This is a genomic window from Rhizobium sp. NRK18, assembly GCF_024385575.1.
In the GTDB taxonomy this organism is placed as follows: domain Bacteria; phylum Pseudomonadota; class Alphaproteobacteria; order Rhizobiales; family Rhizobiaceae; genus JANFMV01.
Genome location: NZ_JANFMV010000001.1, coordinates 3703838 through 3723769, shown reverse-complemented (window position 1 = coordinate 3723769; position 19932 = coordinate 3703838). Strand labels below are relative to the sequence as shown.

The 19932-nt window shown below is 61.7% G+C and carries 17 protein-coding genes; 14 read left to right on the top strand and 3 right to left on the bottom strand.

Going from position 1 to position 19932, the window contains the following annotated elements; translation table 11 throughout:
• Window positions 1-59: 59 nt before the first annotated feature.
• The 5 genes from trxC (at window position 60) to NN662_RS17665 (ending at window position 6831) form a co-directional block, all read left to right on the top strand.
• Window positions 60-503 (top strand): thioredoxin TrxC, encoded by a 444-nt coding sequence (gene trxC, locus NN662_RS17685; protein WP_261931530.1) that lies wholly within the window; start codon window positions 60-62, stop codon window positions 501-503.
• Window positions 504-604: 101 nt separating this feature from the next.
• The gene (locus tag NN662_RS17680) at window positions 605-805 is read left to right on the top strand and encodes a DUF2892 domain-containing protein (protein ID WP_261931529.1); all 201 of its coding nucleotides are present in this window, start codon (window positions 605-607) and stop codon (window positions 803-805) included.
• A 20-nt stretch (window positions 806-825) separates the two neighbouring features.
• The gene (locus NN662_RS17675; RefSeq protein ID WP_261931528.1) at window positions 826-1815 is read left to right on the top strand and encodes an efflux RND transporter periplasmic adaptor subunit; all 990 of its coding nucleotides are present in this window, start codon (window positions 826-828) and stop codon (window positions 1813-1815) included.
• Window positions 1812-5003, top strand: a complete 3192-nt coding sequence (locus tag NN662_RS17670) for an efflux RND transporter permease subunit (RefSeq protein ID WP_261931527.1) — start codon at window positions 1812-1814, stop codon at window positions 5001-5003. The genes NN662_RS17675 and NN662_RS17670 overlap by 4 nt, the downstream gene beginning before the upstream one ends.
• A gap of 283 nt (window positions 5004-5286) precedes the next feature.
• Window positions 5287-6831, top strand: coding sequence for an alpha/beta fold hydrolase (locus tag NN662_RS17665; protein WP_261931526.1), 1545 nt, complete (start codon window positions 5287-5289; stop codon window positions 6829-6831).
• Between the two features lie 15 nt (window positions 6832-6846).
• Here NN662_RS17665 and NN662_RS17660 read toward each other — a convergent pair whose 3' ends face one another.
• The 3 genes from NN662_RS17660 to NN662_RS17650 form a co-directional block, all read right to left on the bottom strand.
• Window positions 6847-8169: a surface lipoprotein assembly modifier gene (locus tag NN662_RS17660; protein ID WP_261931525.1), complete on the bottom strand. Its 1323-nt coding sequence runs from the start codon at window positions 8167-8169 to the stop codon at window positions 6847-6849.
• Window positions 8170-8184: 15 nt separating this feature from the next.
• On the bottom strand, window positions 8185-9030 hold the full coding sequence (locus tag NN662_RS17655; RefSeq protein WP_261931524.1) for a transferrin-binding protein-like solute binding protein: 846 nt from the start codon (window positions 9028-9030) through the stop codon (window positions 8185-8187).
• Window positions 9031-9208: 178 nt separating this feature from the next.
• On the bottom strand, window positions 9209-9712 hold the full coding sequence (locus tag NN662_RS17650) for an RrF2 family transcriptional regulator (RefSeq protein WP_261931523.1): 504 nt from the start codon (window positions 9710-9712) through the stop codon (window positions 9209-9211).
• Between the two features lie 133 nt (window positions 9713-9845).
• Here NN662_RS17650 and cydD point away from each other — a divergent pair, with 133 nt between their 5' ends.
• From cydD to NN662_RS17605, 9 genes are all read left to right on the top strand, one after another.
• The gene (cydD, locus tag NN662_RS17645; protein WP_261931522.1) at window positions 9846-11537 is read left to right on the top strand and encodes a thiol reductant ABC exporter subunit CydD; all 1692 of its coding nucleotides are present in this window, start codon (window positions 9846-9848) and stop codon (window positions 11535-11537) included.
• The gene (gene cydC, locus NN662_RS17640) at window positions 11534-13192 is read left to right on the top strand and encodes a thiol reductant ABC exporter subunit CydC (protein ID WP_261931521.1); all 1659 of its coding nucleotides are present in this window, start codon (window positions 11534-11536) and stop codon (window positions 13190-13192) included. The genes cydD and cydC overlap by 4 nt, the downstream gene beginning before the upstream one ends.
• 150 nt (window positions 13193-13342) lie before the next feature.
• Complete coding sequence (locus tag NN662_RS17635; protein ID WP_261931520.1) at window positions 13343-14944, top strand: cytochrome ubiquinol oxidase subunit I; 1602 nt, start codon at window positions 13343-13345, stop codon at window positions 14942-14944.
• Window positions 14945-14949: 5 nt separating this feature from the next.
• The gene (gene cydB, locus NN662_RS17630; protein ID WP_261931519.1) at window positions 14950-16101 is read left to right on the top strand and encodes a cytochrome d ubiquinol oxidase subunit II; all 1152 of its coding nucleotides are present in this window, start codon (window positions 14950-14952) and stop codon (window positions 16099-16101) included.
• 15 nt (window positions 16102-16116) lie between these two features.
• Complete coding sequence (gene cydX, locus NN662_RS17625; protein WP_261931518.1) at window positions 16117-16245, top strand: cytochrome bd-I oxidase subunit CydX; 129 nt, start codon at window positions 16117-16119, stop codon at window positions 16243-16245.
• Between the two features lie 402 nt (window positions 16246-16647).
• Window positions 16648-17400, top strand: a complete 753-nt coding sequence (locus tag NN662_RS17620; protein ID WP_261931517.1) for a hypothetical protein — start codon at window positions 16648-16650, stop codon at window positions 17398-17400.
• Between the two features lie 72 nt (window positions 17401-17472).
• Complete coding sequence (locus tag NN662_RS17615) at window positions 17473-17661, top strand: helix-turn-helix domain-containing protein (RefSeq protein ID WP_261931516.1); 189 nt, start codon at window positions 17473-17475, stop codon at window positions 17659-17661.
• A 118-nt stretch (window positions 17662-17779) separates the two neighbouring features.
• On the top strand, window positions 17780-18307 hold the full coding sequence (locus NN662_RS17610) for a helix-turn-helix transcriptional regulator (RefSeq protein ID WP_261931515.1): 528 nt from the start codon (window positions 17780-17782) through the stop codon (window positions 18305-18307).
• 2 nt (window positions 18308-18309) lie between these two features.
• Window positions 18310-19932 (top strand): tyrosine-type recombinase/integrase, encoded by a 1623-nt coding sequence (locus NN662_RS17605; RefSeq protein ID WP_261931514.1) that lies wholly within the window; start codon window positions 18310-18312, stop codon window positions 19930-19932.

The following is a 19932-nucleotide window of genomic DNA, read 5'->3' as shown; positions in this document are numbered from 1 at the left end:
GGAGGCATATGCAATATTCTGTATGTCAAATGTCGCGGCGAAGCTGAGGGAGGCTGAGCATGACAGAAGCACACCAGATCGTCTGCCCGTCCTGCGCAGGCATCAACCGCTTGAGGATCGACCGCGATCCGCTGACGGCAAAGTGCGGAACGTGCGGGGCGCTTCTGTTTTCGGGTCATCCGATCGAGGTGGACGGTGGGCGCTTCAGCCGGCAGATCGAGAAGAGCACCATCCCCGTGGTCGTCGATGTCTGGGCGCCGTGGTGCGGGCCTTGCCGGTCGATGGCGCCGGCATTCGAAGCGGCGGCAAAGCGGCTGGAGCCTAAGGTCCGGTTTTTGAAACTCAATTCCGACGATGAGCAGCAAACCGCAGGCCGGCTGTCGATCCGCGGCATTCCGACCATGCTGCTCTATTTGAACGGCCGCGAGGTGGCGCGGGTCTCGGGCGCCATGGGAGAGCGGCAGATCGTCGACTGGCTGACGTCCAGCCTTGCCGGGCTGTGAACCGGCGTACCGAGATCAGGGGAGGTGCATGGACAGAAGGGCACTTGCAAAGCTTATCGGACATAAATATATGAATTTTACTATATGTTATGGAGGTTCAGATGAACGTTGATCGTGCAGTTCTCGGCTTTGCCGGTTTCATGGTGCTCTTATCTCTCGTGCTGACCTATGCGGTCAGCCCGTATTTCGTCTGGCTGACCGTCTTTGTTGGCGCCAACATGTTGCAATCGGCCTTCACCGGCTTCTGCCCGGCGGCCATGATCCTGAAGAAGCTCGGCATCCGGCCGGGCAACGCGTTTTGATAGAAGCAGGGGATACCGAAATGGGGTGGAAAGCCTTCGTCTTGTCCGGCGCTCTGACGCTTGGTCTCGCGGGCGGCGCGGTTGACGCCGCAGCCGAGACGCTGCGCCTGGAACCGGCCAGCATGACCGAATGGAAGGCTGTCTACGGACGGGTGGAAGCGCGCGACAGCGTTCCCGCCCGCGCCCGTTTGGGTGGCACCATCATTGCGCTGAACGTGACCGAGGGCGATACCGTCAAGGCCGGTGATGTGCTGGCCTTGGTCAAGGACGACAAGATAGACTTTCAGATTGCCGCGACGAATGCCCAGCTTTCCGGCCTGCAGGCATCGCTCGCCAACGCGCAGAGCGAACTGACGCGCGGCGAGCAACTTTTGAAAAGCGGCGTGACCACGACGCAGCGGCTCGACCAGCTGCGCACTCAGGTTGACGTCATCGCCAACCAGATCGGCGCGACCGAAGCACAGCGTGCCGTCATCGAGGAGCAGGCGAAGGAAGGGCAGGTGCTGGCGCCGGTCGACGGCAAGGTGCTGACCGTGCCCGTGACCCGAGGCGCCGTCGCGCTGGCCGGTGAAACCATTGCCACGGTCGGTGGCGGCGGCTTCTTCCTGCGTCTCGCCATTCCCGAGCGCCATGCCGCCACGCTGAAACAGGGCGCGGCAATCGAGATCGACGGCGTCGATGGCACCAGCGCCACCGAAGGCCGGCTTGCCAAGATCTATCCGGAAATCGACAATGGCAGGGTGATCGCCGATGTCGAGGTCGCCGATCTGCCGACGGCCTTCGTCAACGCCCGCGTGCTTGTCCGCCTGCCGGTCGGCAGTCACGAGGCGCTGCTGGTCCCGCAGGCTGCGATCGTCAACCGGTTCGGGGTCGACTATGTGTCCGTGATCGCCGATGGCGTCACGTCCGAGCGCGCCGTCGTGATCGGCCAGACGGTCTCCGACAAGGGCAAGGACATGGTCGAGATCCTGACGGGCCTTGCTGCCGGCGAAGAGGTTCAGCTGCCATGAAGCACGGCCTTGGAATTGCCGGCGGCCTGACGAAGACCTTCATCTCGTCGCCGCTGACACCGCTCTTTCTGCTCGCCGCCTTCGCGCTCGGCCTCATCGCCCTGATGACGCTGCCGCGCGAGGAAGAGCCGCAGATCTCCGTCCCGATGGTCGATATCTTCGTGAAGGCCGAGGGGCTGAAGGCGGAGGATGCCGCCAAGCTCGTCACCGAACCGCTGGAAACAATCGTCAAGGGTATCAACGGCGTCGAGCACGTCTACTCGCAGACCAGCGACGATCAGGTCATGGTCACGGTCCGCTTCCTCGTCGGCACGTCCGGCGATGCGGCGGTGCTGCGCGTCCATGACAAGATCATGGCCAACATGGATCGCATTCCGGTCGGCATTCCCGAACCGATGATCGTCGGTCGCACCATCGACGACGTGGCGATCATGGCCCTGACGCTGACGCCGTCCGAAGACAAGGGCGCCGGCGTCACGGCCAATGACCTCACCCGCATTGCCAGCGAATTGCGCGTCCAGCTGTCGACCATCGACAATGTCGGCCTCACCTATCTGGTCGGCGAGACGGGTGACGCCATCCGTATCGCTCCGATCCCGGAAAAGCTTGCGCTCTATGGCGTCACGCTGCAGCAGTTGACCGGCAAGGTGACGGCGGCCAACCGGTCCTTCTCCACCGGCCTCGTGCGCGACGGCGGCAAGCAGATCGACGTCGTCGCCGGCGAGACGCTGCGCTCTCCGGCCGAGATCGGCAATCTCCTGCTGACGACGCGCGACAACCGGCCGGTCTATGTGCGCGACGTCGCCGATGTCTCCTTCGTCACCGACACTGCCGACACCCATGTCTCGTCCATCACCCGTGGCAAGGACGGCGAGCCGGTGCGCGTGCCCGCCGTCACCCTGGCGATCGCCAAGCGCGCCGGCGCCAATGCCGTCGTCGTTTCCGATCAGATTCTTGCCAAGGTCGATGAGCTGAAGGGCAAGCTGCTGCCGGATTCAGTCTCGGTCGAAGTCACGCGAAACTATGGCGAGACGGCGAACGAAAAGGCCAACGAGCTTCTCTTCCATCTCGGGCTTGCGACACTGTCGATCATCGCGCTCGTCTGGATCGCGATCGGTCGCCGCGAGGCGATGGTGGTGGCGATCGTCATTCCGGTGACGATCCTGTTGACGCTCTTTGCCGCCAACCTGATGGGCTACACGCTGAACCGCGTCTCGCTGTTCGCCCTCATCTTCTCCATCGGCATTCTCGTCGACGATGCCATCGTCGTCATCGAAAACATTGCCCGCCACTGGGGCATGGGCGGCTCCGACCGGCGGCAATCGGCGATCGAGGCCGTCGCCGAGGTCGGCAACCCGACGATCGTCGCAACCCTGACCGTGGTCGCGGCACTCCTGCCGATGATGTTCGTCTCCGGCATGATGGGGCCGTACATGAGCCCGATCCCGGCGAATGCGTCGGCCGCGATGATCTTCTCCTTCTTCGTCGCCGTCATGGTCACGCCGTGGCTGATGCTGAAGATCGCCGGCAAGGCGGATTTGCATGCCGACACCGACCACGGCACCGGCGGTCGCCTGGGCCGCGCCTATGCCGCGGTCGCCCGCCCGATCCTCAAGACCAAGACGCGCAGCTGGATCTTCCTCCTCGCCGTCGGCGTCGCCACGCTCGGCTCGCTGACGCTGTTCTATACCAAGGACGTGACCGTCAAGCTGCTGCCCTTCGACAACAAGTCGGAACTGCAGGTGACGGTCGACCTGCCGGAAGGTTCGTCGGTCGAAGACACCGATGCCGTGGTCCAGGCGGTGGCGCGCGTCGCGCTCGCCGAGCCTGAAGTCATCTCCATGCAGACGCATGCCGGAACCGCAGCACCCTTCAATTTCAACGGGCTGGTACGCCATTCCTATCTGCGCTCGAAGCCCGACATGGGCGATGTGCAGATCAACTTGACGCCGAAGGGCGATCGCGACCGCTCGAGCCACGAGATCGCCATCGACCTGCGCAATCGGCTGAAGGACATCGCAATGCCGGATGGCACCTCGCTGAAGGTTGTCGAACCGCCGCCGGGACCGCCGGTCATGGCGACGCTGCTCGCCGAAATCTACGGACCCGACGCCGAGACCCGCCGCACCGTGGCGCTCAAGGTCGAGGAGGCCTTCAAGTCGGTTCCCTTCATCGTCGATGTCGACAATTCCTTCGGCACTCCGGCGCCACGGCTGCGCGCGACGATTTCCACCGACGATCTTGATTTCTACGGGGTCTCGGAAAGCGATGTCTTCGACACGTTGAAGACGCTGAATGGCGACACGGTTGTCGGCTATTCGCATCGTGGCGGCGGACGCGCGCCGATCCCGATCGAGATCGCAAGGCCCAAGGGCGCCAAGGTTCTCGACGAACGGTTCCTGTCGACGCCGGTTCCGGCCAATGTTCTGCCCGGCTCGCGCGCCGTCGTCGAACTCGGCGATGTCGTCAAGATATCGCGGGAGCAGGCGTCCTATCCCCTGTTTCGGCACAATGGCCGCTTCGCCGAGATGGTGACGGCCGAGCTTGCAGGTCAGTACGAAGCACCGCTTTACGGCATGCTCGCCGTCCAGGACGCGATCGACAAAATGGATTGGACGGGTCTCGAAAAGCCGGTGATCTCGCTGCACGGCCAGCCGACCGACGAGAGCCATCCGACGCTGTTGTGGGATGGCGAATGGGAAGTGACATGGGTGACGTTCCGCGACATGGGTGCTGCCTTCATGGTCGCCCTGATCGGCATCTATATCCTGGTCGTCGCCCAGTTCGGCTCGTTCAAGGTGCCGCTCGTCATCCTGACGCCGATCCCGCTGACCTTCATCGGCATCCTCGGCGGCCACTGGATCTTCCATGCGCCGTTCACCGCCACGTCGATGATCGGCTTCATCGCGCTTGCCGGCATCATCGTCCGCAATTCGATCCTGCTCGTCGACTTCATTCGCCACGCAAGATCGGAAGACCGGCCGCTGACCGAGGTCTTGATCGAGGCCGGGTCGATCCGCTTCAAGCCGATCCTGCTGACGGCACTGGCCGCCATGATCGGCGCGGCGGTCATCCTCACCGACCCGATCTTCCAGGGCCTGGCGATCTCGCTACTGTTCGGCCTAGCCTCGTCGACCCTGCTGACCGTCCTCGTGATCCCGGCCATCTATCGGGTTCTGAGGACGTAACGCTACGCTGCGCATATGACCACGAGAGAGGCCGGGCAACCGGCCTTTCGCAGCAGTTTGCGTATCGGCCGGGCCGGTTCGCTCCTGACGGCTGATTTGCCATGGCAGTGGCCATGGTGGCAGGCGTGTCACTTTTTCCTTGAAATACTTTCACAATCTGCGGTTAAACTATCCATATTTTAAAGCCTATCTGCGGCAATGGGCGAAATATTTTGTCCTGAATCGGGCTATCACCAGCATCGACACAGAAAATATGGATTTTTGACGGATGAAAAACGGCGGGTTGAGTCAATATGTTGAAGTCATTACCTCTGTCCCGAAGCATCTCGGGATCTCCATAGACAAGTCGGATTGGATATCGACTGCCGAAGGCGGCGTTAGTGAAGAGGATTTCTCGCGTATCAAGGCTCGCTTCGGTCTTCCACTTGCGCTTTATGACAAGGACGGCGTCCGGCTCGACATGGCGGATGAACAGGACGGATTTCCGGCCCGGGTGACGGCGCAGGACGAACAGGGCCCACCTGCCGATTTTTTCGAATTCGACGGCCGGCTGCATTTTGCAACCGTGACCCCGCAAGAGGCGCTGGAGGCAGCGCGCAATGCCCAGACGCTGGTCATCCGAATCGACAGGGAGCTCATCGAAGAGACGGTCGGCGGCTTTCAGACGCCGGTCAAGATCACGGCCGGTGAGTTCCGGCTGATCTCTCTCCTGCTGACCGGTCACGAGCTTCGCGACATTGCCACGCTGACAGGCACCGCCTACGAGACCAAGCGCAAGCAGTTGAAGACGGTTCTCGCCAAGCTTCAGGTGTCCAACCAGCGCGGTATCGTCAAGACGGTATCACTGGTCCTGCTGAAGCATCTGAGCGCGCGCATGATGCTGGACGAAGGGGCGGGCCGCGAAGATGCGCTCGCAAGGGCGGAATTCGGCGATCAGATCCTGCGCCTTCGATATACGCCGGCCTCCGGCCGCAAGCTGCCGGCCTGGGAAATCGGGGCGAGGGGTGGCCGTTCCATCCTCTATTTCCACACCTGGACGTCCGTTCTGCCGTTTACGGCGGATGAGGTTGCCCTGTTGAAGGAGCGCGGTCTGCGCTGGCATGTCGTCCCGCGTCATTTCTGGCCATCGGCAGTGCGCGAGCCGGATATCCTGATGGAGCAGCTTGCCACCGATATCACCGAATACGTCAAGACCTATATCGGCGGACCGGTGACCTGCGTGGCCAACAATTCCGGCACGCCATGGGCGGTGATGCTGGCGCGCCAGGCGCCGGAAGTCATCGACCGACTCGTCCTGTCGGGGTGTCCCTTTCCGCCCTCGCGCGCCCTTCAGGTCGAAAAATCGGGTAGCTGGCAGCACGCCTTCCTGAGGGCGACCCGGAAAAATCCGGCGATCAGCCGGCAGGTTCTGAAGCTGTTTTCCCGCTTCGGCTCTACCAAGAAGCTGCTTTCAACGGCTTATGCCCGCGTCTACGACGACAGGCCGAGCGATCTTGCCGCGCTTCGAAAGCTGATAGGAGAGGGCATGATGGCGGAGTGGATCAATCTTTTCCTGAGCGCCGCGCCGGAGAAGTTCGCCGACGAACTGGCCGTCAGCCGCGTGCATTGGGATCAGTTGATCCGCTCACTCGACTGCCCCGTCGACTTCTTTCACGGCACGGACGACCACATGACCCCGATCGAAGAGGTGGAGGCCATGGAAGACGAACACGACCATGTCAGCGTCACCGCCATACCCGATGGCGGCCATATGGTGGCGGTGTCGCATTTCAAGGATCTGGTCGACTTCCTCGCCGGCCGCCGCCTGCCAGCCGGGCTCGCGTGCTGAGAAGTCCTGCCGGGGCTAGAATTTCTTGGTCAGGTAGAGCGCGACCGTGTTCCGGTCGTAGTCGTAGAGATCGATGTTGGAGAAGTTCCGCGTGTAGGAATATTCGAGCCGCGGCGCGAAGCCGCGGTATTGCAGGTTTCTGAACGTTGCGCCGATCGTGGCATCGACCTGCCGATCCTGCCTATGCTCTGACGTCAGCGGAAAATCCCCGGCATAGCGCGAGATTTCGCCCCCGATCTCGAGATCGGTGATGATGCCGTTCGTCCATTCCTTGTAGATTTTGCCGAAGACGCGATACTTCATGTAGGTGTTGTAGTCCCGCCGGGCCGCCACATAGGTCACGTCCAGCCCGCCAAGCACGCTGCTCGTGGTGTCGAACGCGTAGCGGTGTCGCAATCCGAGCGAGGTTTCGGCGCCATCGAACGCATCAATGTCGATATAGTCCACACCGCGCCAGGAAAACTGCACGGAGGAAACGCCGGCTCGACCCCAGGAATATTGTAGCGAAGCGATCGGCCCGATCGCGGCGCGATACGGCTTGCCGCCCTTTAAGCTATATTCGGAGGACAGGCCGACAGCCGCCGTCAGTCGCGGTGTCAGCCGGTGCGACAGCTCTCCGAAGGCCTCAAGCCGGGTGGTATCGAACTCGGTCTTGCGGAAGCGCGTGCCGGAGACGCTCGCCCCGAATGTCAGCGCAGTATGGTTGCGCAGGTCGAAACGGTAGGTGCCGTTGACGCCGTAATTCACGCCGATGCCGCTCGATTTTTTCTCGTTCGGCCTGAACGGAATGCCGCCGATATAGACGACGTCGGCATCGGTAACGTTGTTGAGATTGGTGCTCGGCGCAAGGGAGGCGTAGGCGGACAGGCTCCATGGCCGGATGCTGCGGCTGCGCTCGATGAAATTGTCGTAGAGCGACCGCATCGACGTGTTGACCGTGCTGTCGGACAGCCGCTCGAAATGATAGATCGCCGCCTTCGTGTCGCCCATCAGGTAAAGCGTGTGCGCCAGTTCCTGCCGCACCCGCGCAAAGTCGGGCCGACTGGCGAGGATCTGCCGCATGGCCGCCGCCGCTTCTGCGAGCCGGCCCTGGTTTTTCAGGATCAGCGCCTTGGTAAAGGCGACGTTCAGCTTGCTGATCTCGGGATTTGCGGAAAACCCCTCGGAGACAGCAATCGCCTCTGCGTAGCGATGCGCCTCGATCAGCGTCTTGATGTGATCGAACTGCGTTTCGGCACGGGCCGGCTGGCCGGCTGAAAGACAAAAGATGACGGCCGCAACAACGGCGGCGGGAAAAGGACATTTCCCCGCCGCTGCGGCCCGAAGGCTGATAAACATGGCTTTCGGATACCGTTACTGGGCCGCCTGGAAGGCACCCATGGCCGTCGCGGACACGCTGCCGCCTTCGCCGTCGGGCACATCGCCTGTGACGAAGAACGTACCGGCGGTGCCTTCGGCATTCGTTCCGTAGAAGGCGCCTTTTACGTACGAGTCAGAGCCAATTTCCGCGGTGCCGTAGGTGATGCCAGTCGACGCAACATTATAAGTCGACCCGCTGATCGTGCCGTCGGTAAACGTTATGTCAGTGTCGTCGTCATCGATATCGAATGTGCCTGCAACGCTGCTGTTGGCGAAATCGACATTGACGGTGGCCGTTCCGGTCATGTTGTCGACCGTGCCGCCCTGGTTGGAGCCGCCATAGAGCGTTCCCGTGTAGGTCGCCGTGCCGCTGGTTGGCATATTGGCATCCTCTGTTACACCGTCCTCGCTGCGGAAGGCGAGGAATGTAGGCGTGTTGGGGCTGGCGCTGTCTTCGACGGAAATAAACGCCGCTGCGCCCTTCTCCGGCGTATCGGTGTCGCCAAGCACCGTCAGGTAATTCGTTTCTGTTCCACTGGTGCTGGAATAGGTGGTGTATTCGCCAGAGGTCTCTGTCGTTGAGTTGGCCGTGCTTGCCGCAAATGTCGTCGTGTCCGTGCCGTCGTCTGTCGAAAGGGTCACCTTGATGTTGCCGTCCTTGTCGGTCGCGAACTTGGCGGTGGCATCCCCCGTGCTGTCGGTGGCTCCGGTATCTGCTGTTGTGACAATATTGCCGAGTGCAGAGACCACGATGTCCGATGATTTGCTGCCAGTCGAGTTGCATCCGGCCAGTGATAGCAATGCCGTGCCCGCAACGAGGGCCTTGATGAGTTCTTTCACGTCCCCAGCTCCAATTGGTTTCGCCCCTGAGGGCAAAGTGTCGTCTGATGATTTCCGCAGGTGTCTTTCCTGCGCGAGACGACCCTAATCAGGCCGGGCGGGTGTGCTCGCCACCCATTTGGGGTATTGGAGAGAGAAAACCGGTCGCGATCCGCCGATTTTCGCGCCCGCCTTGATGTCAGAAAGCGCCGCTCTCGAGCGGGCGGTTCGAAGGAGGGCCCGGTGCACCGGATGCGGAACAGGAGACCGGCGGATGCAGCCGCAGGAGGATGGCCAGCGCCTCGTTGCCGTCGACGAGATCGGCCAGCGTGACGCCGTCCAGCGAGGCATAGAACGCGGTGACGGCATCACGGATGGCGTTTCTCAACCAGCATGCCGCAACGAGCGGACAGGTGTTCGACTGGCTGAAGCATTCTGCGAAGGGCAGGTCGGCCTCGAACAGCCGGAAGACGGCGCCGATGCCGATCTCCTGCGGTGGTCTGGCAAGCTGCATGCCGCCGTTGCGCCCGCGCGTCGCATCGAGGAAATCATTTTGAGCCAGAAGCCGCACGACCTGGCCGAGATGGTTCTCGGAGGCGTTGCACGCCGAGGCGATGTCGGATTTGCGGACAATCGTTTCCGCATTCACCGCGCAATACATCAGTGTCCTGATGGCAAGATTGGTTCTTGTCGTCAGCCGCATGTCAGATTTTCCCCACCACTAGGCCCATGTTTTACAGGGCCGCGGCAATTTGGGATTTGATCGAGATCATGGCTGCCCGTAGCGTGAGCGTAAAAGATGCATCCAGGATATATTTTTAGATTGTTTTGTCTCCATGCCCCGCCATTCCTCCGATGATCCGGCCAGACGCGCCCTCGATGCGCTGGAAAAGAAAAGCCGCAGGCCAATCCTCGCCGCGGCAGCCCTTGCCAGCGCCGCCTCGCTTCTCTGGATCGTCCAGGCCTATGTTGCGGCCGATCTGATAGGGGCGCTGGTGGCCGGCACGGCGACGGTTGAGAAGGCGGTCTTCGCTGCCGGTTTGTTTGTCGGTTTCGGCCTGTTGCGGCATGGCGGCCAAGCCCATGCGGCGCGCCGGGCATTTCGCGCCGCCCAGATGGTTGTGGCGGATGAGCGGCGGCGGATCGTCGAGCGGGAGAGCCTTGTCTCGCCGCTCGCCTCCAACCGCCAATCCTCCGCGGCACTGGCGACGCTGGTCGGCAACAAGCTCGAACTTCTCATCCTGTGGATGGCGCGCTACCGCGTCGCCGCCATCAAGGTGGCCGTCGTCCCGCTCGTCATTCTCGCGGCCGCGCTCTTCTGGTCCTGGGCGGCCGCGCTGATCCTCTTGATGTCGGGGCCGCTGATCCCGCTGTTCATGGCGCTGATCGGCTTTGCGGCGCGGGACGCGAGCGAGAAGCATCTCGCCGAGACCGGCACGCTCAATGGCCTGCTGCTGGAATGGTTGACCGCCGCCTTCGATATCCGGCTGTTGAATGCTGAAGCCGCGACGCTCGCGCGCTTCGAGGCGGCGGCTGACAGCCTGAGGGCCCGCACGATGGCAGTACTCAGGGTCGCGTTTCTCTCCTCCACCGTTCTCGAACTCTTCGCCGCCCTCGGCATTGCGCTTGCCGCCGTTTATGTCGGCTTCAGCCTGCTCGGCACGTTTTCCTTCGGCACCTACGGCACCCCGCTCTCGGTCACCGGCGGCATCTTCATCCTGCTGCTGGTGCCGGATTTCTTCCTGCCCATGCGCGAGCTGGCGGCGGCCTGGCACGACCGCGCGGCCGCTCTGGCGGTGGCGGGCGAAGTGGCGGCGCTGGAGCGGGGGACGGCTCACACCATTCTCGGCACTGGTGAAAAGCAGCCGCCGCTTGGCGGTGCGCCTGCCATCCGTGCGGAGGGTATGGGTCTGTCGATGAGCGCCGGCCGGCACATTCGCTTTCCGGATTTCGTTGTCGAACCCGGCGACAAGGTCGCGCTGACCGGCGGCAGCGGCGCCGGCAAGAGCACGCTGCTCTATCTTCTCGCCGGACTGGCAAAACCGGATCACGGCGCATTGACGATTGCCGGCCGGCCGCTCGATGACGATACCGCCGATGCCTGGCGCGCCCGCATCGGCTATGTCGGCCAGCATCCCCATCTCCTGAATGCCAGCGTCCGAGCCAATCTGGCGCTTGCCGAAACGCATGCGGATCCCGGCCGCCTTTCGGCCGCTCTGGACAAGGCGCAGGCGTCGGATGTGGTCGCCGGCCTGCCGCGCGGCGCCGACACCCGGCTTGGCGAGAACGGTGCCGGTGTGTCCGGCGGCGAGGCCCGGCGGCTGATGATCGCCCGCGCGATCTATGCCAATGCCGACGTCATTATCGCCGACGAGCCGACGGCGGATCTCGATGCGCTGACCGCAGCCCGCATCACAGATGCCCTGCTCGCCGCCGCCGAGTTGGGGGCAACCCTGATCGTCGCCACCCACGACCCGGCGCTGATTGCCCGCATGGATCGCGAAATCCGGCTGGAGGCACGCTCATGAGAGCGCTTTTCAACGTCTTCCGGCGCGTCTGGCGCGGTCACGTCGGCTCGCTTCTGCTTGGCGTCCTGCTGTCGGTGACGGTGACGGCCGCCAGCATGGCGCTCCTCGGGCTCTCCGGCTGGTTCATCACCGCCGCCGGGATTGCCGGCGGGGCAGGGGCGGGCCTCGTCTTCGATGTCTTCCGTCCGAGCGCCGGCGTGCGCATGCTGGCCTTCGGCCGGGCCGCCGCCCGCTATGGCGAGCGACTGACCACCCACGATGCGACCCTGCGCGGCCTCGCCCGTCTACGGGTACAGGTGCTGGCCGCCATGCTGCGCCGCCCGGCGCTCGCTCTCTCCAGGCTGCGGGGCTCGGAACGGCTGAACCGCCTGACGATCGATATCGACGCCTTGGACGGTCTTGCCCTGCGGCTGGTCATTCCCTTCACCGCGGCCGCCGTCACCTTTGTCGTCGCCTATCTCCTGCTGGCATGGCTGACGACGCCGCTGATCGCCGGCTGGCAGATCGGCGGCTTCATCGTCGGCATTGCCGTCGCAGCGGTCACGATGGTGAGGAAGGCCCGCAGGCCGTCACGCCTTGGTCAGAGGGCGATGCAGGCGCTGCGCATGCGCGTCATCGACATGATGCGGGCCCAGCCGGAGTTGGCGGTCGCCGGACGGCTCGACGATTGGCGCCTGTCGGTCATGGACGCGCAGGACAGACTGCAGGCGGCCGGCGACGCGGTCGACCGCGCCGAACATCGCTCGGCCTTCCTCATTACCGGCTTTGCGACAATTGCCGCCGGCGGTTCGCTTCTTCTCGGCGCTGTTGCGGCCTTGAACGGCACGCTGGATGCCGCCCATGCCGCTCTCGGCTTCTTCGCGGCCCTCGCGCTTGCCGAGATCGCCGCACCGCTCGCCCGCGGCATCGGCGAGCTGGGCCGGATGACGGATGCGGCGCGCCGGATCGAGGCCGAATTCGCTGCGGCAGCGCTAACCTCCGCCGCCGATAGCAAATCGGCGCACGCGGCTCTTTCACCTGCTTCTCCCGTTCTGAGCTTCCAGGACGTCTCCGTCTCGCAGGCCGGGCGGCCGCTGTTTGAAGCCCTTTCCTTCGAGGTCAAGGCGGGCGACATCCTGGCGCTCACCGGCCCCAGTGGTTCCGGCAAGACGACGCTCCTCAATCTGGCGCGCGGTCTGCTGTCCGCCGACAAGGGCCATATCCTGCTGGCCGGCAAGCCGATCCTCGACTTTTCCGAGGACGATCTGTCGCAGCGTGTCGGCTACCTGCCACAACGTGCCGCATTGGTCGGCGGCAGCATCGGCGATAACCTCCGCCTCGCTCGTCCCGATGCCTCTGACGAGGACATGATGGCCGCGCTGCATGTCGCCGCACTCGATACGGTGATTGCGGAAAAGGGTGGCCTGGACTTCCGCCTCGGCGAAGGCGGCAGCGGTCTGTCGGGTGGTGAGAAGCGTCGTCTGGCGCTGGCCCGCATGGTGATCCGGCGGCCCGGTCTCCTGCTTCTCGACGAGCCGACCGAAGGTCTCGACGGTCCCACGGCGCAAGCCGTCCTGGAGCGGCTGAAGGCCGCCTTTCCCGAGGCCGCGATCGTCGTCGCCGCCCATCGGGCCGCCGAAAGGGACTGGGCGCACCGCTCGATATTACTCTCCTGAAAAGCTCTGCCGCCAGCGAAAGCCGGGTGCGACAATAAGGTGCGCGAGAAATGCATCTTATTGACGTGAATCAAGTACGGGACAAGCCGAGGGGTCTAAAGCAGATTGGGTGTGGAAGAACGCCTGCTCTGATTTGAAAGCGAGGACGCCATGGCTATCGACATAGTCGAGCTGTCACGACTGCAATTTGCAATGACGGCACTTTATCATTTTCTCTTTGTCCCTTTGACACTCGGACTGTCCATCATCGTCGCCATCATGGAAACGGTCTATGTGATGACCGACCGGCCGGTCTGGCGCCAGATGACCAAATTCTGGGGAACGCTGTTCGGCATCAATTTCGTGCTCGGCGTTGCCACCGGCATCACCATGGAATTCCAGTTCGGCATGAACTGGAGCTATTACAGCCATTATGTCGGCGACATCTTCGGCGCACCGCTGGCCGTCGAGGGCCTGATGGCCTTCTTCCTCGAGGCGACATTCGTCGGCCTCTTCTTCTTCGGCTGGGATCGCCTGTCCAAGCGCGCGCACATGATCGTCGCGTGGCTGGTGGCGATCGGCTCCAACTTCTCCGCGCTCTGGATCCTGATCGCCAATGGCTGGATGCAGAACCCGGTCGGCGCGGCTTTCAACCCGATGACAATGCGCATGGAAATGACTTCGTTCTTCGACGTCGTCTTCAACCCCGTCGCCCAGGCGAAGTTCGTGCATACGGTGTCCGCCGGCTACGTGACGGCATCGGTCTTCGTGCTCGGCGTTTCGGCCTGGTACATGCTGAAGGGCCGGCATATCGAGCTTGCCCGCCGCTCGATCGCGGTCGCGGCCAGCTTCGGCCTCGCCTCGGCGTTTTCGGTCGTCCTGCTGGGGGACGAATCCGGCTATTCGGTCACCCATGACCAGAAGATGAAGCTCGCCGCCATTGAGGGCATGTGGGAAACCCAGCCCGCGCCGGCCTCCTTCACCCTGTTCGGCTTCCCCGATCAGGAGGCCCGTGAAACGCACTACGCCATCCACATTCCCTATGCCATGGGCCTGATCGGCACCCGGTCGCTGACCGAGGAAATCCCCGGCATCGACAAGCTGGAAAAGGTCGCCGAAGAGCGCATCCGCTCCGGCATCGTCGCCTATGATGCGCTGCTGACCATTCGTGGCAACAAGGGCAATGTCAGCGACGAGGTCCGCAAGACCTTCGAGGATCACTCCCGCGATCTCGGCTTCGCTCTGCTCCTGAAGCGCTATGTCGACGACCCGCGCCAGGCGAGCGAGGAGCAGATCGTCAAGGCGGCCAACGACACCATTCCGACCGTCTGGCCGCTGTTCTGGGCGTTCCGCATCATGGTCGCACTCGGCTTCTCCTTCATCGCCATCCTCGGCTGGTTCTTCTACCAGGCGTCGTTCAAGCGTATGCGCTTCTCGCGCCCGGCGCTCTGGTTTGCCGTCGCGATCATTCCGACGCCGTGGATTGCCGCCGAGCTCGGCTGGTTCGTGGCCGAGTTCGGCCGCCAGCCCTGGACGGTTGACGGCGTGTTGCCGACGGCGCTGTCGGCCTCGCAGCTCAGCGTCACCGATCTCCTGATCACGCTGGTGGGTTTCGCCGCCTTCTACTCGGTGCTGTTCGTCATCGAGATGGGGCTGATGCTCAAATACATCCGCAAGGGTCCGTACATCGACGTGTCGGAAACCGACCAGTGGATGAACAAACACCGCAATCGCCTGAGCGCAGGCAACCACGAACTGCAACCCGCGGAGTAACGATCATGATTCTCTTCGAACTGATTGGATTCGATGTCCTGCGCGTCATCTGGTGGCTGCTGCTCGGCGTCCTGCTGACAGGCTTCGCCCTGACCGACGGTTTCGACATGGGCGTCGGCGCGCTCATTCCTTTCGTCGGGAAGACCGACACGGAACGGCGCGTCGCCATCAACACCATCGGCCCCGTCTGGGAAGGCAACCAGGTCTGGTTTATTCTCGGCGGCGGCGCCATCTTCGCTGCCTGGCCGCCGCTCTATGCGGTCAGCTTCTCCGGCTTTTACCTGGCCATGTTCGCCATCCTAGCCGCCCTGATCCTGCGGCCGGTCGGCTTCAAGTACCGCTCCAAGCGCGACAGCGCCACCTGGCGCAACGGCTGGGACTGGGCGCTCTTCATCGGCGGTGCGGTGCCGGCGCTGATCTTCGGCGTCGCCATGGGCAATGTGCTGCAGGGCGTGCCGTTCCGCTTCAACGACGATCTGATGATCTTCTACGACGGAACCTTCTTCGGCCTCCTGAACCCCTTCGCCCTTCTGGCCGGCGTGGTCTCGCTGTCGATGATCGTCATGCACGGCGCGGCATGGCTGAACCTGAAGACGGAGGGCACGGTGCAAGCCCGGGCACGCCGCTACGGCTCGATCGCCGCCCTTGTTATGATGGCGGCCTATGCCTTGGCCGGCATCTGGCTGGCGGCAGGCATCCAGGCCTATGCCTTCTCAGTTCCGCCTGTCGCCAACGGTCCGTCCAACCCGCTCCTGAGCGAGGTCGTCCGTCAGGGCTCGTGGATGGCGGCCTATTCGGCCCGCCCATGGATCATCGTCTCGCCGATCCTCGGCTTTGCCGGTGCCTTCCTGGCCTTCCTCGGCCTGCGGGCCGGCCGCGAGGTCTCGACGCTGCTGTTTTCGAAGCTTGCGATCATCGGCGTCATCTCGTCGGTGGGGCTGACCATGTTCCCCTTCATCCTGCCCTCGTCGATCGCGCCCAATTCGTCGCTCACCGTCTGGGACGCCTCCTCGTCGCACCAGACCCTGTTCGTCATGCTGGTCGCCGCCGTGATCTTCGTGCCGATCATCCTTGCCTACACAGCATGGGTCTACAAGGTCCTGTGGGGCAAGGTGACCGAGAAGAGCGTCACCGAAGCCAGCGACGTCGTCTATTGAGAAAGGATATCTGATATGTGGTATTTCGCATGGATCCTCGGCCTGCCGCTGGCCGCCCTCTTCGCGGTCCTCAACGCCATCTGGCTGGAGCTTCAGGACGACCGCCGCTTCATCGAATCCGGTGACGAGAAAGAGCGCGGCTGATCTGCCCACGACACGCTCAAGCTGCCCCCGACGCTAAGAATGCGGCCGGGGGCATCGCCGTTTGACAGACGGATTTCCGCCAGCCGAAAGAAGGCAACAAAAAACCCCGCCGAGGCGGGGCTTTTTGTGTTTTCCGGACAAGTCCGGAACATGAAATTGGTGCCAGAAGAGGACCCAAATTAAACATCTATCATATTGAGATAATAAAATAATATATCTCACTAAAAGCGAGATACCATCAAAAATGCCATCAATCGCATAGTCGTAGTGGGCACGCCGGCGCAAACCTCAAGAAATCTTGTGGAAAAGGCGATGTTGTCGAACTGTCCCTAGCTCACCGAACGTTGGCATAGAGGTCCGACAACGTCCAATCATGACGTCATTATTTTGGAGCCGATTCCCATGGATGACAATTTTGAAGCGGACTCGCGCGCAAACGATGCTGATGTGAACCCATCGGTTACGCGGGAAGATCTGGACAAAACTTGGATCGGCCTTGGGGCTGCGCTGGAATGGATAGCGCTCCGCGGGCAACCAATTCCTCGAGAATTGTATCGTGGTCGCGAAGAGGAGGCTGATGAAGCGCTAGTTGCGACGCTTGCGGATCTGCCGTCTGAAATCGCTGAAGCGATCGTACGGGGAGAGCCCGAGGAAGATCGGAGAAGATTGGTCCCAGTACCAAGCGGGATTTGGCGCCAAACCGCAACGTCGGATTTCAATGACTCCGGCCAACCCTACAGGTTGATCGGAACGGATGATGATGACCCATGGGAAGGAGCAATCCTTGGGGTCCAGGTTGGTGGATATCGCAGGATTCAAATCCGGAGTTCGTTCATTCTTGAGAACTGGTCTGAGCATGAACTGGACATCGAGACGCTCCCAATATCGTCTGCAGTAGCGCGTGCAAAGGTAAGACGCTTGGTCGAGATGATTGTCGCCGAGACACCCGTGAACTTGGCTCCTATCTCGCAGAGCGAAATGGAATACTTGGTCCGAAGCGTCTTGCCTGCTGCGCAGAGAGACCTTGTTCGGCAGCTCCACCGCGAGATCTATCCAAATCCGAAACGAGGACCAAAAGGCGTGCGAAATCCCGATCGTAAAATCCGGATCGAAAAATTTCGCGAAGAACTGATATCCGCGGAATTGCGGAATTAGGATTCGGCCATTCTGCACGGCATGTTCTCCGCATCCACCCGGGATTGCTCGGGTCCAGACGGAGATAAAGCCATGCAGGAAACCTCAGCACTGTCCATTGCCCAGACCGCCCGCCTTCTCGGGATTGGTCGTTCCACACTCTATTGCATCATCAAGGAGGGCCGCCTGCCTGTTCGCAAGCTAGGCAAGAGGACACTGATCCTGCGCGAGGATCTGGAGCGGTTCATTGCGGCTTTACCGGCCTCGAACGATCCACGCTGATCGAAAGCGGTATTGACGCTGTCTGTCTGGCTGAGAGGCGTACCTAAGGCCTCGCCTGGTGGCCAATCCTTGTTCCCGTAGAGTGATTCCAATGGACCGAACAAAGCAGCGAAGCGGAATGGCCAACGATGGTTCGTACAATGCGATCGAGCACGATGGAGATTCGTTCGAGAAAAGCTCCAAGGCGGCAAGCCATATCGGTGAAGATAGCTTCGCCAATGAATACGCGGAAGCAAGCCAGGCTCGTGAGTTCGGCAGATCGCCGCGGCCGATTGATAGCCTGCAATTCTCTCGCAGCAATTCGCAATCAAGCCCAGACAGGCAAGAAGAGGTTTCAACAACGGAACCCTTGGCGCTTGAAACCCAGGTCCAGCGCGCTGATACCGAAACGGGGCCGGTGGGGGGCGCGCCTTCAACACCAGATGATCGGACAAGGCGAACAACAGCAGTCATTGTTCGGCCGCTTATGCGCGTTGGTGACGTCGCCGTCCGCCTGAACACCAGCGTCACCGCCGTGTGGCGACTGAAGGACAACGATCCTGACTTTCCCCAACCTATCAAGATTGGCGGTTCAACGCGCTGGGATCCTGCGGAGATCGATTGCTACGTCGACGTCTGCAAAGCGCGAAGGCCCAATGGTCGCTGATCATGCCGCGCAAATACGATCCCACCAAAGTTCGAAAACACTGGGTCTATTCCCGTGACGATCTCAAGGAGATGTACGGTGTAAGTGACAGCACAATCCTGAACTGGATACGTGCCGGCCTGGAGACAGTCGACATTAAGCGACCACAGCTCTTTGCGGGATACAAGGTGCGCCGGTTCATCACTAGGATGCGCTGGCCGGATGGCCGCTCACCACAAGATGGCCGCATTCACTGTTCTGTCTGCCTGGGCTTCAAGACTCTGATCACTGGAACCATCAAGACGTTTGCAGCTGACACCAACTGCCTCTTGGTGACAGGCATGTGCACGGATTGCCACAACATGCTACAAGCTGACATACCAGCTGACGAGGTGCCCGAAATCTTTGCCTCAGCCATCAACATCCCCGGACACTCGTCCGACGTAAGTGATGATGGTGCCTCCGGGGAAACTTGGAGAAACGGTGCATCGCTTCCGACTGAAACCCACAGCGGCAATTTGCGCTGGCTTTACGACTACCGTGTCTTCCTCGAGAGAAACCGGGAACTGGATCGGAGAACGGTTGATGAGCATCTGCGTGCGTTGGCCCGCATGAGCGCTTTCCTTGATCACAAGCCGTTTGAGCAGGTTAGCATTGGAGATGTTTGCAGCTTCAAGGACGAGCTTCGCAGACGGCGGTCATTGGAAGGGGACATGGGACTAAGCTGGTCGACGCTCGAACACACTCTGGATCGCTGCGGTGCGTTCTTCGGATGGTTCCAACGTCGGCCCGATATCGAGCTGGATCCCGATCTCCCAGGGTACTTCCAGCTTTCCCGAAGGGAACGGGCCGCCGGGTCGAGCATGGTCAAGGGTACAAGTCTCACCTTTGATTTGGCGCTTTGCCTTTTCGCTGCCATGCCCGGTTCAACGCCGATAGAGGTTCGGAACCGCGCCGTAATCGCCATGCTTATCACGACAGGCATTCGCGTTAAGGCTCTGGTCACGCTCCGCGGCAAGCATGTGAACACGCATACCAGATGGATCAATCAGGATCCCCGTGAGGTAAGCACCAAATATTGCAAGCACATTCGCACCTATTGCTTGGATCTTGGCGCCGGGCTTCTCGACGCAATCCGGGATTGGGCCCGGTGGCGCGAGATGAATGGTTTCGGTGCGGAGGCGCCATTCTTTTTGCCGGATCGCTACATCCAATCAAACGCGATCGGCTTCGGTTATCGCTCCGCTGAAACCTCAGTCCCGGAATGCTGGAAGTCGGATGACCCAATTCAGCGGATCATCAAGGATGCAGCCCAGGCTGCCAAAATTCCAGAGAACAAAATCTCCTCACATGACTTCCGCAAGATCCTTCATCCGTTCCTCTCGAAACGTGGGAGTATGGCGATTATCGAGGAGGTGGCCCTTCAACTCAATCTCGGTCACGAACCGGGCAAGACAATCCGCAAGTACTACGCCTCCATGCAGGACAGTGAACGCGAGGAAATCCTCGACGAGCTTTGCCGCCGCGCTCTTTCACACCGGACTGAACTCGAGCTCTACCTGGCCTTTGAGCGCGGTGAGATCACCCCAGGAGATCCCGATTATGAGCGAGCAAAGGATATCTTTGAGCGGTATATGAAAAGGTGA